10 protein-coding genes are annotated in these 13,574 nt (G+C 69.6%); 9 read left to right on the forward strand and 1 reads right to left on the reverse strand.

Going from position 1 to position 13,574, the window contains the following annotated elements:
* Positions 1-11 precede the first annotated feature (11 nt).
* The 3 genes from FHW79_RS12750 to FHW79_RS12760 are packed head-to-tail and all read left to right on the forward strand — an operon-like array spanning position 12 to position 4,933.
* Positions 12-1,154, forward strand: coding sequence for an efflux RND transporter periplasmic adaptor subunit (locus FHW79_RS12750; RefSeq protein WP_183179271.1), 1,143 nt, complete (start codon positions 12-14; stop codon positions 1,152-1,154).
* Positions 1,155-1,160: 6 nt separating this feature from the next.
* On the forward strand, positions 1,161-4,304 hold the full coding sequence (locus FHW79_RS12755; protein ID WP_183179272.1) for a multidrug efflux RND transporter permease subunit: 3,144 nt from the start codon (positions 1,161-1,163) through the stop codon (positions 4,302-4,304).
* Positions 4,305-4,363: 59 nt separating this feature from the next.
* Positions 4,364-4,933, forward strand: a complete 570-nt coding sequence (locus tag FHW79_RS12760; RefSeq protein ID WP_247884341.1) for a hemerythrin domain-containing protein — start codon at positions 4,364-4,366, stop codon at positions 4,931-4,933.
* 13 nt (positions 4,934-4,946) lie between these two features.
* Here FHW79_RS12760 and FHW79_RS12765 read toward each other — a convergent pair whose 3' ends face one another.
* Positions 4,947-6,374: a sigma 54-interacting transcriptional regulator gene (locus tag FHW79_RS12765; RefSeq protein WP_183179274.1), complete on the reverse strand. Its 1,428-nt coding sequence runs from the start codon at positions 6,372-6,374 to the stop codon at positions 4,947-4,949.
* A gap of 275 nt (positions 6,375-6,649) precedes the next feature.
* On the opposite strand from FHW79_RS12765, the gene FHW79_RS12770 reads away from it, so the two are divergent.
* From FHW79_RS12770 to FHW79_RS12795, 6 genes are all read left to right on the forward strand, one after another.
* Entirely contained in the window at positions 6,650-7,561 is a 912-nt protein-coding gene (locus FHW79_RS12770; protein ID WP_183179275.1) for a 3-hydroxyacyl-CoA dehydrogenase NAD-binding domain-containing protein, read from the forward strand.
* A gap of 58 nt (positions 7,562-7,619) precedes the next feature.
* Positions 7,620-8,570, forward strand: coding sequence for a 3-keto-5-aminohexanoate cleavage protein (locus FHW79_RS12775; protein ID WP_183179276.1), 951 nt, complete (start codon positions 7,620-7,622; stop codon positions 8,568-8,570).
* A 57-nt stretch (positions 8,571-8,627) separates the two neighbouring features.
* Positions 8,628-9,410, forward strand: coding sequence for a 3-hydroxybutyrate dehydrogenase (locus FHW79_RS12780; protein WP_348984134.1), 783 nt, complete (start codon positions 8,628-8,630; stop codon positions 9,408-9,410).
* A gap of 41 nt (positions 9,411-9,451) precedes the next feature.
* A complete protein-coding gene (locus FHW79_RS12785) occupies positions 9,452-10,666 on the forward strand; it encodes an ABC transporter substrate-binding protein (protein WP_183179277.1) in 1,215 nt (404 codons plus the stop codon).
* A gap of 190 nt (positions 10,667-10,856) precedes the next feature.
* Positions 10,857-12,143, forward strand: coding sequence for an extracellular solute-binding protein (locus FHW79_RS12790; RefSeq protein WP_183179278.1), 1,287 nt, complete (start codon positions 10,857-10,859; stop codon positions 12,141-12,143).
* A 3-nt stretch (positions 12,144-12,146) separates the two neighbouring features.
* Positions 12,147-13,571, forward strand: a complete 1,425-nt coding sequence (locus FHW79_RS12795; RefSeq protein WP_183179279.1) for a di-heme oxidoredictase family protein — start codon at positions 12,147-12,149, stop codon at positions 13,569-13,571.
* Positions 13,572-13,574: the final 3 nt, after the last annotated feature.

The following is a 13,574-nucleotide window of genomic DNA, read 5'->3' on the forward strand; positions in this document are numbered from 1 at the left end:
GAGCCCCCTCGATGCTGCGCCTTCGCCACGGCCTCGCCGTCTCGTGCCTGCTCGCCCTGTTCCCTTCGGGCGGGGTCCTGGCCCAGCAGCCCGCCAACGCGCCGCCCCCCACGGTCACGACCGAGGTGGTGCGCGAACGGGACGTCACCCCGACCAGCGAGTTCATCGGCCGCGTCCAGGCGATCCAGGACTTCGAAGCCCGCGCCCGCGTCGAGGGCTTTATCGAGCAGGTGGCCTTCCAGGAAGGCCAGAACGTCGCCAAGGACACCCTGCTCTACGTCATCGAGCAGGCGCCCTATCAGGCCGCCGTGGACAGCGCCAAGGCCGACCTCGCCCGCGCCCAGGCGACCCAGCGCGAGGCCCAGCGCGCCTTTCAGCGCGCGCAGGAGCTGCGGACCCGCGGGAACATCTCCCAGGCTGACCTCGATCAGGCCCAGGCGGGGCAGGAGACGGCGGACGCCGACATCATGCAGACGCAGGCCAAGCTGCGGCAGGCGGAGCTGAACCTCGGCTACACGCGCATTTCTTCGCCCATCGACGGGCGCATCGGCGCCACCGCGATGACGGTGGGGGACCTTGTCAACCCGTCCAGCGGGCCGCTCGCCACCGTCGTCCAGCTCGACCCCATCCGGGTCGTCTTCTCGGTCAGCGACCGCGACGTCCTGGAGGTCCAGCGCGCCGCCCCCGATCTCGCCTCGGCCGACGCGGTGAACCGCTTCGTGCCCGCCCTGCGGCTGGCCGACGGGGCCGAGTACGAGCAGAAGGGCAAGGTCTCCTTCGCCAGCAACCGCATCGACCCGCAGACCGGGACCATCCCCGTCTACGCCGACTTCGCGAACCCCAAGGGATTTCTGCTGCCCGGCCAGTATGTGACCGTGCTGATCCGCCCGGCGCAGACCGAGCGGCAGCCGGTGGTGCCGGTGTCGGCCATCCAGCAGGACCAGCAGGGCAGCTACGTCCTGGTCCTCGACCAGCAGAACCGGGCGCAGCGCCGTCCGATCGAGCCCGGACCGCAGCTCGATCAGGTGATCGCCGTGCCCAAGGGTGTCCAGGCCGGCGAGACCGTCATCGTCGGCGGCGCCCAGAAGGTCCGCCCCGGCATGGCCGTGCAGCCCGAACGAGCCCCCCAGACCGCCGAGCAGCCGCGAGGATAAGCGCCCATGTTCTCCGGTCTGTTCATCCGGCGCCCGAACCTCGCCATCGTCATCGCGCTGGTCGTGACCATCGCGGGCGCGCTGGCCATCCTGGCCATCCCAGTGGCGCAGTTTCCGCCGATCACGCCGCCCTCGGTGCAGGTCTCCGCGACCTATCCCGGCGCCAACGCCCAGGTCGTCGCCGACAGCGTCGCCGCCCCGATCGAGGCGCAGGTGAACGGCGTGGAAGGCATGCTCTACATGTCCTCCACCAGCACCGACACCGGCGCCTACACGCTGTCGGTCACCTTCGCGCAGGGCACCGACCCGGATCTGGCCCAGATCAACGTGCAGAACCGCCTGTCGCTCGCCACGCCGACCCTGCCGGCGGAGGTGTCGCGGCAGGGCGTCACGGTGCGCAAGCAGTCGTCCAACATGCTGATGGCCGTCAACGTCTTCTCGCCCGGCGGCCAGTTCGACCCGATCTTCATCTCCAACTACGCCAGCATCAACCTGCGCGACGCCATCGCGCGGGTGCCCGGCGTCGGCGACGCGCAGGTGATGGGCGCGCTGACCTACGCCATGCGCGTCTGGATGGACCCGAACCGCATGACCGCGCTGGGCATCACCGCGGCGGACGTGGTCGCGGCGATCCAGACCCAGAATCTCCAGGCCTCGGCGGGGCAGATCGGCGCCCCGCCGGTCCCCGACGGCCAGCAGCAGCAGCTGACCATCCTCGCCCGCGGCCGGCTGGACGACCCAAAGCAGTTCGCCGGTATCATCGTGCGCACCAACCCGAACGGCGGCGTGGTGCGGCTGGGCGACATCGGGCGGGTGGAGCTGGGGGCGCAGAGCTACAGCTCCACCGCCAGGCTGGACGGCGACCCGGCGGCGACCCTGGTCGTCTACCAGTCGCCGGACGCCAACGCGCTGGACGTCGCCAAGGCGGTGCGGGCCGAACTGGAACGACTGTCCGGCCGCTTCCCGGAGGGGCTGGACTACGCCGTCGTCTTCGACACCACCAGCTTCGTCAGCGCGACGATCGAGGAGATCGTGCTGACGTTGGGCATCACCTTCCTGCTGGTGGTGGTGGTTATCTACGTCTTCCTCCAGGACTGGCGGGCGACGATGATCCCGACCCTGGCGATCCCGGTGTCGATCATCGGCGTCTTCGCCGTGCTTCTGGTGCTGGGCTACAGCGCCAACACCATCACGCTGTTCGCGCTGGTGCTGGCGATCGGGCTGGTCGTCGACGACGCCATCGTGGTGGTCGAGAATGTCCGCCGCGTCATGGAGGAGCATCCCGACCAGCCCGCCCCCTCGGCCAGCCGCATCGCCATGGAGCAGGTGACCGGCGCCATCGTCGCCTCCACCCTGGTGCTGGCCGCGGTGTTCGTGCCGGTGGCCTTCCTACCGGGCATCACCGGCCAGCTCTACCGGCAGTTCGCGGTCACCATCACCACCTCCTTCCTGATTTCCGGCATGGTGTCGCTGACGCTGACCCCGGCGCTGTGCGGCCTGCTGCTGCGCCCGCCGGGCCGGCCCTGGCGTCCGCTGGCCGCCTTCAACCGCGGGCTGGACGGGGTGCGTGACCGCTACGCCGGCCTCGTCGGCTGGCTGTCGCGCAAGCTGGTGGTCGGGATCGCCGCCTTCGTCCTGCTGACCGCCGGAGCCGTCCTGCTGCTGCGCGGCCTTCCCACCGCCTTCCTGCCGTCGGAGGACCAGGGCTATTTCTTCGTCAACGTGCAGCTTCCGAGCGCGGCGTCGCTCAGCCGGACCGAGACGGTGATGAACGACGTCACCGAGCGCCTGCGCGCGACGCCGGGTGTGGCCCACGTGATCTCCATCGCCGGCTACAGCATCCTCAGCGGGGCGGCCTCCAACGTCGGGCTGCAGATCGTCGTGCTGAAGCCCTGGGGGGAGCGGGGGGCTGCCGAGACGGTGGACGCGTTGCTGGGCCGGCTGAGGCCGCAGCTCGCGGCGGTGCCGCAGGCGACCATCGCTGCCTTCAACCCGCCCTCCATTCCCGGCCTCGGCAGCACCGGCGGCTTCCAGCTCCAGGTCCAGGCGTTGGGCGGGCAATCCGCGCAGCAGTTGGGCGCGGTGCTGCGCGGCCTGCTGGTCGCCGCCAACCAGGACGCGCGCCTGTCGGCGGTCTTCAGCACCTTCAGCCCCGACGTGCCGCACCTGTTCGTCGACCTCGACCGGACCAAGGCGGCGCTGCTCGGCGTCTCGCCGGGCGACGTCTTCACCACGCTTCAGGCCCATCTCGGGTCGCAGTACGTCAACGATTTCAACCTTTACGGCCGGGTCTTCCAGGTGCAGGTGCAGGACGCCGCGGAGCACCGGGACGAGGTGGCGGCCATCGACCAGCTCTATGTGCGGAGTTCGTCGGGGGACATGGTGCCGCTGCGCAGCATCGTGAGCATCCGCAACACGCTGGCCCCCGACAGCCTCGTCCGCTACGACCAGTTCCTGTCCGCCTCGGTCAACGGGAACGCGGCACCCGGCGGCAGCTCCGGCCAGGCGCTGGCGGCGATGCAGGAGGTGGCGGACCGCACCCTGCCGGCGGGCTACGCCACGGAATGGACCGGCCTGTCCTATCAGGAAAGCCGCATCGGCAACCAGACCATCATCATCTTCGGGCTGGCGGTGATGTTCGGCTATCTGTTCCTGGTGGCGCAGTACGAGAACTGGCTGATCCCGCTGGCCGTTCTGCTGTCGGTGGCCATCGCGGTGCTGGGGGCGGGCATCGGCCTGACCGTTGCCGGAATCGCCAACGACGTCTACGCGCAGATCGGCCTCGTCCTGTTGGTCGGCCTCGCCGCCAAGAACGCCATCCTGATCGTCGAGTTCGCGCGGGAGCAGCGCGCCGCCGGCCATCCGATCATCGACTCCGCGGTGATGGGCGCCCGCCAGCGCTTCCGCGCGGTGCTGATGACGGCGCTGGCCTTCATCCTGGGGGCGGTGCCGCTGCTGGTCGCCACCGGCGCCGGCGCGGCGAGCCGGCGGTCCATCGGCACGACGGTCTTCAGCGGCATGACCGCGGCGACACTGGTCGGCATCATCTTTGTGCCGGTGCTGTTCGTCGCCTTCCAGCGCCTGACCGAGCGGCTGGTTCCACACCGCCCTCCGGCGGCCGTCCCGGCAAAGACATCTCCGGCGGAATGACCCCGTCCCGCCCCTGTTGGTCATCGGACACACCCATGGACCCGGGAGGCACGGAAATCATGACCAGGAGAGGAACGGACCTCTGGTCCGCAAGCGGCCTGATCGCCTTCGCCAGCGGTGCGGCCGTGGCGATCCTCGCCAGCCGCCTGCTGCCGCCGCTCGTTGCCCAGGCTGCCGGGACGACGATGGCGCGCGATCCGTTCGACGCCTTGACGGACGACCACCGCCACATCCTGGCGCTGTTGGACGCGATGGAGCGGACGCACACCGGCGAGACTTTCCAGCGGACGCAGTTGCTGCTCCGCCTGAAGCGCCGCCTCGCCGCGCACGCCATGGCCGAGGAGGACGTCGTCTATCCCCTCCTGCACGACCACGCGCATCAGGAGGCGGACGCCCGGCACCTCTACGGCGAGCACGCCGACATGAAGATGCACCTGTACGCCCTCGAACATATGCCGAAGGACGATCCCGCATGGCGGCGGCGCGTCATCGCGCTGAGGCAGCTGATCGCGGAACATGTCCAGCAGGAGGAGGAGGTCGATTTCCCAAAGCTGCGCGACGCGCTGAACCAGCGGGAGACCGCCCGGCTGTCGGGCCATGTGCAGCGGGAGAAAGCCCTGCTGCTGTGACGCCGCGATCCGGCTACGCCTCGGACTCCGCGGTGATGCCGTGCTTGCGCAGCTTTGCGTAGAGATTGGTGCGCGACAGGCCAAGGCTCCGCGCGGCTTCCAGCTTGTTGCCCTGGGCGTCTTCGAGCGCGGCGAGGATGAGCGAGCGCTCCAGCTCGTCCATGCTGTCGGCGAGGGGACGCTTGCGCGCCAACGGGGTTGTGGGCCGGGCGGCGGTTCCGGGAAGGATGTCGGCGAAGTCCTCGGCCAGGATGCGCTCGCCTTCGGTGCGCACATAGACCTGCTCGATGACGTTGGCCAGTTCACGGACGTTGCCCGGCCAGTCGTGCCCGCGCAACGCGTCGAGCGCCGCAGGCGTGAGGTCGCGCATCGGCTGGTCGAGGCTGACCGCCATCCGTTCCGAAAACAGCGAGGCGAGGATTTCCAGATCCTCCTTGTGGTCGCGCAGCGCCGGAAGCTGGATCGGGAAGACGTTGAGCCGGTAGTAGAGGTCCGAGCGGAAGGTGCCGTTCCGCATCATTTCCGGCAGCGGCCGGCTGGTCGCGGCGATGATGCGGACATCGACCTTGATGACCTGGTTGGAGCCGAGCGGCTCGACCTCGCGTTCCTGAAGCACGCGCAGCAGCTTGGCCTGGAGCGGCAGCGGCATGTCGCCGATCTCGTCGAGGAAGAGAGTGCCGCCGTGGGCGAGCTGGAATTTTCCCGGCCGCGGCTGGCGGCCGGCGCCGGTGTAGGCGCCCGGTGCGACGCCGAAGAACTCCGCCTCCAGCAGGTTTTCGGGGATTGCCGCGACGTTGATGCCGACGAAGGGGCGGTCGGCCCGGTCCGAAGCCGCGTGGATCGCCTGCGCCACCAGCTCCTTTCCGGTTCCCGTCTCGCCCAGCACCAGCACCGCCGAGTTGATCTGGCCCGCCTTGCGCACCAGCCGCTTCACCTGGAGCATCGCCGGGCTGAAGCCGACCAGATTCTCGACCGAGTATTTCGGCGCCCGGCTGGCGGCGAGTTCCTGTTCCATGCGCGCGAGGCGCGATTGCAGCTTGTTGAAGCGCTCGGCGATGGGGCGGAGGTAGGTCAGGCTGTTCTTCAGGGCGAAGGCGAGGGCGCCGATGATCTCGCCCCGCTCGTCGCGCAGGGGCAGGCGGCTGACCAGCAGCGTGTGCTCGCCGTAGCGCATGATGTCGAGCGGGAAGGAGCGGCCGGTCTCCACCACGTCGCGCATCTGGCTGTGCGGGATGACCCGCTCGACGGGCTGCCCCACCACCTCGGCCAGGGAGCGGATGCCCAGCAGCGCCTTGCGCTTGTCATCGAACCAGACGTGCTTATCATTGGACCAGACGATCCGCGCGTCCTTGTCGACAAGAATGGCGCCGTCGATCATCTCATCGATCATCACCATCAGGGCGCGCGCCGCCGCGAAGTGTTCGTCTGGTCCGGTCGCCATGGCCCGCCTCCCGCCGCGTCGTTTCTGTCAAAATACTGAACACTGTTTGTCAAAATTCCGCACACGACGGAAGCTCTGATTGCGAGGGCTTCGGCGGACGGGTGGTCCGATCCCCAGACAATCCGCCCGCTTGGCCGGCCCACCCCCTTCCCTGGCAACGCCTCTCATCATTGGCACGCCCCTTGCTTTGATTGCATCAAGAAAATATGGGTGCAGCGAACAATTGGCCGAACGGCCGTCGCGGCACGGTCCGGCAAGGGGGAAGCGACAAGGGCATGACGCAGCAGCGTATCGGAATCATCGGTGCCGGGCTGATGGGGCATGGGATCGCCCAGGCGTTCGCCGTCGCCGGGCACCGCGTCGCCATCCAGGAGCCCGATCCCGGCCGCCGGGCCGGCATCGTCGGGCGGGTCCGAAGCAACCTTCAGAATCTTGGATTGGACACCGCTGCCGCGGAGTTGATCCGGCCCTGCGACTCCCTGGAGGACGCGGTCGGCGACGCGGACGTGGTCATCGAAGCGGTTCCGGAGGACCTGCCGCTCAAGCAGCGGATTTTCCAAGCAATCGAGGCCGCCGCCCCGCCTCACGCGCTTCTGGCGAGCAACACGTCGGTGATCCCGATCACCCGGATCATGGAGCCGGTCCGCGACAAGACCCGCGCCCTCGGCACCCACTGGTGGAACCCGCCGTACCAGATTCCGCTCGTCGAGGTCATCCAGACCGCCGACACCGCCGACGCGGCGGTCGCCGCGATGATCGGGCTGCTGAGCGCCATCGGCAAGACGCCGGTGCATGTCCGCAAGGACGTTCCCGGCTTCATCGGCAACCGTTTGCAGCACGCGCTCTGGCGCGAGGCCATCGCGCTCGTCCAGAACGGCGTGTGCGACGCCGAGACGGTGGACGCGGTGGTCAGGGCCAGCTTCGGCCGGCGCCTCGCCGTGCTGGGGCCGCTGGAGAACGCCGACCTCGTCGGCACCGACCTGACCCTGGCGGTGCACGAGCATGTCCTGCCCGACCTCGACCGGACGCCCGGACCCTTGCCCCTGCTGCGCGACCTCGTCGCGTCCGGGCGGCTGGGCATGAAATCCGGCGCCGGTTTCCGGACCTGGACGGAGGCGCAGCGGACCGAGACCCACGCCCGTCTGGCGGCCCACCTCCAGCGGCTGGACGGTGTCGAGCGCGGGTGACCGCGCGCCGTTCACCGCCTCCTTTCCTTTCGAATTGAACCCACACAGGGAACGTTCCATGGCCGCACCACAGAAGGCAGCACAGAAGAAGGTCATCATCAGCTGCGCGTTGACGGGGTCGATCCACACCCCGACCATGTCGGACGCGCTGCCGGTGACGCCCGATGAGATCGTCGAGCAGGGGATCGGCGCCGCCGAGGCCGGTGCGGCGATCCTCCACCTGCACGCCCGCGATCCCCGGACCGGGCAGCCGACGCCGGACCCGGCGGTGTTCATGCAGTTCCTGCCGCGCCTCAAGCAGTCCACCGACGCGGTGCTGAACATCACCACCGGCGGCTCGCTCAACATGACGGTGCAGGAGCGTCTTGCCGCCCCGCTCCAGGCCCAGCCGGAAATGTGCTCGCTCAACATGGGCTCGATGAACTTCGGCATCTTCCCGCTGGCCGACCGCTACAAGGACTGGAAGCACGACTGGGAGGAGCCCTATCTGCGCAGCACCGACGATTTCATCTTCCGCAACACCTTCCGCGACATCGCGTACATCCTGGAGCATCTGGGCGAGGGTTGCGGGACGCGTTTCGAGTTCGAGTGCTACGACGTCGGGCATCTCTACAACCTCGCGCACTTCGTCGACCGGGGGCTGGTGAAGCCGCCCTTCTTCGTCCAGACGATCTTCGGCATCCTCGGCGGCATCGGCGCGGAGCAGCGCAACCTCGTCTTCATGCGCGAAACCGCCGACCGGCTGTTCGGAACGGATTACGAATGGTCGGTGCTCGCCGCCGGGCGTCACCAGATCCCCTTCACGACCATGGCCGCGGTCATGGGCGGCAACGTCCGGGTCGGGCTGGAGGACAGCCTGTATCTCAGCAAGGGCCGGCTGGCCCGGAACAGCGCGGAGCAGGTGGCGAAGATCCGCCGGATTCTCGAAGAGTTGTCGCTCGAAGTCGCCACCCCCGCCGAGGCGCGCGCCATGCTCGCCCTGAAGGGCGCCGATCAGGTGGCTTTCTGACCAGCAGGACGCCTCAGACTTCATGACGCCCGAAAGAAGGCCACCGAAAGAAGGACAATGATGCGAAACAGGAACGCCGTCGTCACCGGCTCCACCACCGGCATCGGGCTGGCGACCGCCCGCGAACTGGCCCGCCAGGGCTGCCATGTGATGCTCAACGGCTTCGGCGACCGGGCGGAGATCGACCGGCTGTGCGCGGACATCGCGGCGCAGAGCGGCACGACGATCGTCTATTCGGGGGCCGACCTCAGCCGGCCGGAGGAGGCCCGTACGATGATGGCCGACGCCGCGGCGGCGCTCGGCCCCATCGACATCCTGGTGAACAACGCCGGGGTGCAGCATGTGGCGGCGGTGCACGAGTTCCCCGACGACAAGTGGGACCTGCTGCTCGCCGTCAACCTCAGCGCCGCCTTCCACACCATCAAGGCGGCCGTCCCGGCGATGCGCGAGCGCCGCTGGGGGCGCATTGTCAACACGGCATCGGTCCTCGGGATGGTCGGCGCTCCGCACAAGCCCGCCTATGTCGCGACCAAGCACGGCATCATCGGCCTGACAAAGTCGGTGGCGATTGAGGTGGCGGAGCACGGCATCACCTGCAACGCGGTGTGCCCCGGCACGGTGCTGACCCCGATCATTGAGAAGCAGATCGCCCAGCAGGCCAAGGTCACCGGCTTGCCGGAGGAGCGGGTCCTTCAGGCGGTGTTCCTCGACCGCATGCCGACCGGCCGGCTGATTCCGCCGGAGGAGGTCGCAGCCGCCATCGCCTTCCTGTGCTCCGACGCCGCCGCGTCGATCACCGGCGCCGCGATCCCCGTGGACGGCGGCTACACCACCCACTGACACCCAAACCACCAAGAAAACAACACCCTAGGGAGTGAACCATGCGCAGCACCCGTCTCGCCGGCCTTCTTGCCGGAGTCGCCTTCGCCGCCCTGGTGTCCGGCACCGCCCAGGCCCAGATGTCGGACAACGTCATCAAGATCGGCATGCTGTCCGACCGGTCCGGCATCTACGCCGACATCAACGGCGAGGGCTCGGCCGTCGCCGCGCGGCTGGCCGCCGAGGAGTTCGACAACGCCATCAACGGCACCAAGATCAAGATCATCGTCGGCGACCACCAGAACAAGGCGGACATCGCCGCCAACCTCGCCCGCCAGTGGATCGACGTGGAGAAGGTCGACGTCGTCGCCGACGTGCCGAATTCGGCGGCGGCGCTGGCCGTGCAGGGCATCACCAAGGACAAGAAGCGCATCTTCCTGATGTCCGGCCCCGGCTCCACCGATCTGACGGGCAAGGACTGCAGCCCCTACGGCTTCCTGTGGACCTGGGACAACCACGCTGTGGCGTCCTCCACCGCCCGCGCGCTGGTCGAGCAGGGCAAAAAGAGCTGGTTCTTCATCACCGCCGACTACGCCTTCGGCCATTCACTGGAAACGGAGGCGGCCAACACCGTCAAGCAGCTCGGCGGCACCATCAAGGGCAGCGTCCGCCATCCCCTGGCGAGTTCCGACTTTTCGTCCTTCCTGTTGCAGGCGCAGGCCTCGGGCGCGGAGGTCGTCGCCTTCGCCAACGCCGGCGGCGACACCATCAACGCGGTCAAGCAGGCCGCCGAGTTCGGCATTCCCCAGGGTGGCCAGACGCTGGCCGGCCTGCTGCTGAACGTCAACGACATCCACGCGCTGGGTCTCGACACCGCGCAGGGGCTGATGCTGGCGAACTCCTTCTACTGGGACATGAATGACGAGACCCGCGCCTGGTCGAAGAAATTCGAGGAGCGGACCGGGCGCAAGCCGTCGATGAACCAGGCGGGCGTCTATTCGGCGGTCAAGCATTACCTGAAGGCCGTGCAGGAGGCTGGAACCGACGACGCGGACAAGGTCGCCGCCAAGATGCGCGCCACGCCCATCACCGACATGATGATGAAGGACGCGAAGATCGCCGACAACGGCCGGATCTTCAACGACATGTATCTGGCGCAGATCAAGACGCCGGGCGAGTCGAAGGCGGCCTGGGACTACTTCAAGATCCTCAAGACCATTCCCGGGGAGCAGGCCTACATCAACCCGAAGGACAGCGGCTGCCCGCTCGTGAAGTGACGACCTGATGCGAGGATGGCCGGGGAGCGGGCGCGCTTCCCGGTCAGCGGGCGCCTTTCCCATTTCCATATTTTCTTCACGGTTATATACCGGACGTATATAGCGCCGTTGACAGACGCCGGTATGCGCTGTATCCAAACAAACATAGCGAATGGATACGCCTGATCGGTCCCCTGTGACGGAGCCCGCGATGAGACTGCGTGCGTTGGTTGTGCTGGCGGTGGGCATCCTTCCGGGTGCGCTGCACACGGAGCCCCTGGAATCGAGCCTGCTCGTCCTGACCAGTTACCCCGACGAACTGGTCGCGCGGTTCGAGGCGGCGTTCGAGCGGGCGAATCCCGGCACCGACCTGCGCGTCCTCTGGAAGACCGGGCGGGAGGCGATGCCGATCCTGCGCAGCGCCGACCAGGGGGGCGTGGACGTCTACTGGACCCCGGCGCTGCGCAACTTCCCGCTGCTGCGCGACGAGGGGCGGCTCCGCCCGCTGGACATCGCTTCACCGGAGCTTGATCGCAAAGCCTTGCCGGGCCGCATCGGGGGGCAGACCCTGTCCGACCCCTCAGGCCGCTTCGAGGCGTTCGAGGTCGCCGGTTACGGGATCGTGGTCAACCCGGCCTATCTGGCGGACCGCGGGCTGCCGACGCCGCGGCGCTGGGCCGACCTCGCCGACCCCGCGCTGGCCGGGCATGTCGCCTTCCCGGTGCCCTCGCGGGTCGGCTTCGCCCCGGTGCTGGTGGACATCATTCTCCAGGCCGAGGGCTGGGCGGCGGGCTGGACTCTGCTGCAACGCATCGCCGCCGGCGCCGAACTCGCCGACCGCGGGCCGGGGGTGGGCGACAGCGTCTCCTCCGGGCGGCGCGGCGCCGGGCCGACCATCGACTTCCAGGCGCTGAACGCCCAGGCCGACGGCAAGCCGGTGGACATCCTCTATCCGGAGCGCACCGCCTGGCTGCCCGCCCACATCGGCGTGACCGCCGCCGCTCCGCACCCGAAGGCTGCCGCCGCCTTCGTCACCTTCGCCCTGTCGGAGGAGGGGCAGCGCATTCTCTTCCACCCGGACATCCGCCGCCACCCGGTCCGTCCGGCGGTCTATCGGGACGCCCCGGCGGGAACCGGCAACCCCTTCGCCGCGGCCGGCGCCTTCGCCTATGAGACGGAGCGGGGGAGCCGCCGCGAGCCGGCGGTCGCCGCCCTGTTCGACGCGCTGATCACCCGCCGCCAGGACGAACTGCGCGACCTGCTGGCCCTGCTGGACGAGGCGCGGCGGGCCGCCGCCCGGACGGGTGATCCCGCCCTCGCCGCGAAAGCGGAGGAGGCGCTGGCCCTCGCCACCGCGGTTCCAGTCACGGAAGTTGAGGCCGCCGGCTTGGCGGTCACCCCGGCGCTCGACCAGGACTGGGCGGAGCGCATCGGCAAGGCCCGCGCCGCCGCCGCGGACACGGCCCGCGCCGTGCTGGCCGCCGCCAAGGAGCCCTGACCCGTGCGCCGGACCCTTCACGCGCTGCTCGGCCTCTCGGTTGCCCTGTCCGCGACGGCGGGAGGGGCGGTTCAGGCCGCCGCCCCGACGCGCGCCGCCTTCGACCAGACCCTGCCGCCGACCGACGAGGCGCAGCGCGTCCAATTCACCATCGGGCGCATCCTGTTCAACCATGTCTGGACGCCCGGCGGCCCAGACCCGGAGGCCGGGACTGGCGTCGGCCGCGCCCAGGCCGGCGGGCGGGCGCTGGTGCAGAACGGCTTCGCGGGGGAGGGCGGATTCCACGGGCTCGGGCCGACCTACAACCGGCTGTCCTGCGCCGCCTGCCACATCAAGAACGGGCGGGGCGAGCCGCCGCAGGGTCCCGACGACGCGCTGCGCGCCATGCTGGTCCGCCTGTCGGTGCCCGGCGAGGACGCGCATGGCGGGCCGAAGCCGCACCCCGCCTACGGCGACCAGATCAACGACCAGTCGGTGCCCGGCGTGCCGGCGGAGGCGCGCGTCTTCTTCATGTGGCACGAGCGGATGGAGCGTCTGGCCGACGGCACCGAGGTGCCGTTGCGCGCTCCTGAAATCCGCATCACCGATCCGGCCTTCGGGCCGCTCGGCGGCGATGTGATGGTTTCGCCGCGCATGGGGCCACCGGTCTTCGGGCTGGGCCTGCTGGAGGCGGTGCCGGAGCGCGTCATCCTGGCTCTGGCCGAGGCGCAGGCGCGCGAGGGCGTGGTCGCCGGCCAGCCCAACCACGTCTGGGACCACGAAGCTGGGGTGGAGGCGCTCGGCCGCTTCGGGCTGAAGGCCAACCAGCCGACCGTGCGCCAGCAGATCGCCGGGGCCTTCGTCGGCGATCTCGGCATCACCACGCGCCTCTACCCGCAGCCCAACTGTCCGGAGGCGCAGGACGCCTGCGCCGTCTACGTCGCCGAGGGGGAGGGACCGCAGCCGGAACTGTCCGAGGCGATGCTCGACACCATCCACCTCTACACGCTGGCGCTCCAGCCGCCGCCACGGCGCAACGCGGACGACCCGGCGGTGCGCCGCGGCGAGGCGGTCTTCGCGGAGGCCGGCTGCGCCCGCTGCCACGCCCCCAGCCTGGAAACGGCCGGACACCCGCGTTTGCCCAGCCTCGGCGGAGGTACGATCCATCCCTACAGCGACCTGCTGCTGCACGACCTGGGCGACGGGCTGGCCGACGGGCGGCCCGACCACCGCGCCGGCGGGCGGCAATGGCGAACCGCGCCACTGTGGGGGCTGGGCCTCGTCCCGCTGATCGCCGATCACCCCGCCTATCTGCACGACGGCCGCGCCCGCAGCCCGCTGGAGGCCGTGCTGTGGCACGGCGGCGAGGCCCAGGGCAGCGCCGACGCCGTGCGCGCCCTGCCCACCACCGACCGCGCGGCGCTGCTGGCCTTCCTCGCCTCGCTCTGATCC

It is taken from the genome of Azospirillum sp. OGB3 (assembly GCF_014192915.1).
Taxonomy (GTDB): domain Bacteria; phylum Pseudomonadota; class Alphaproteobacteria; order Azospirillales; family Azospirillaceae; genus Azospirillum.

Excerpts from the sequence above, each read along its gene's own strand:
- FHW79_RS12780 (WP_348984134.1), top strand. The coding sequence starts at position 8,628 with ATGATGCGAAACAGGAACGCCGTCGTCACCGGCTCCACCACCGGCATC.
- FHW79_RS12760 (WP_247884341.1), top strand. The coding sequence starts at position 4,364 with ATGACCAGGAGAGGAACGGACCTCTGGTCCGCAAGCGGCCTGATCGCC.
- FHW79_RS12770 (WP_183179275.1), top strand. The coding sequence starts at position 6,650 with ATGACGCAGCAGCGTATCGGAATCATCGGTGCCGGGCTGATGGGGCAT.
- FHW79_RS12775 (WP_183179276.1), top strand. The coding sequence starts at position 7,620 with ATGGCCGCACCACAGAAGGCAGCACAGAAGAAGGTCATCATCAGCTGC.
- FHW79_RS12765 (WP_183179274.1), bottom strand. The coding sequence starts at position 6,374 with ATGGCGACCGGACCAGACGAACACTTCGCGGCGGCGCGCGCCCTGATG.
- FHW79_RS12755 (WP_183179272.1), top strand. The coding sequence starts at position 1,161 with ATGTTCTCCGGTCTGTTCATCCGGCGCCCGAACCTCGCCATCGTCATC.
- FHW79_RS12790 (WP_183179278.1), top strand. The coding sequence starts at position 10,857 with ATGAGACTGCGTGCGTTGGTTGTGCTGGCGGTGGGCATCCTTCCGGGT.
- FHW79_RS12785 (WP_183179277.1), top strand. The coding sequence starts at position 9,452 with ATGCGCAGCACCCGTCTCGCCGGCCTTCTTGCCGGAGTCGCCTTCGCC.
- FHW79_RS12750 (WP_183179271.1), top strand. The coding sequence starts at position 12 with ATGCTGCGCCTTCGCCACGGCCTCGCCGTCTCGTGCCTGCTCGCCCTG.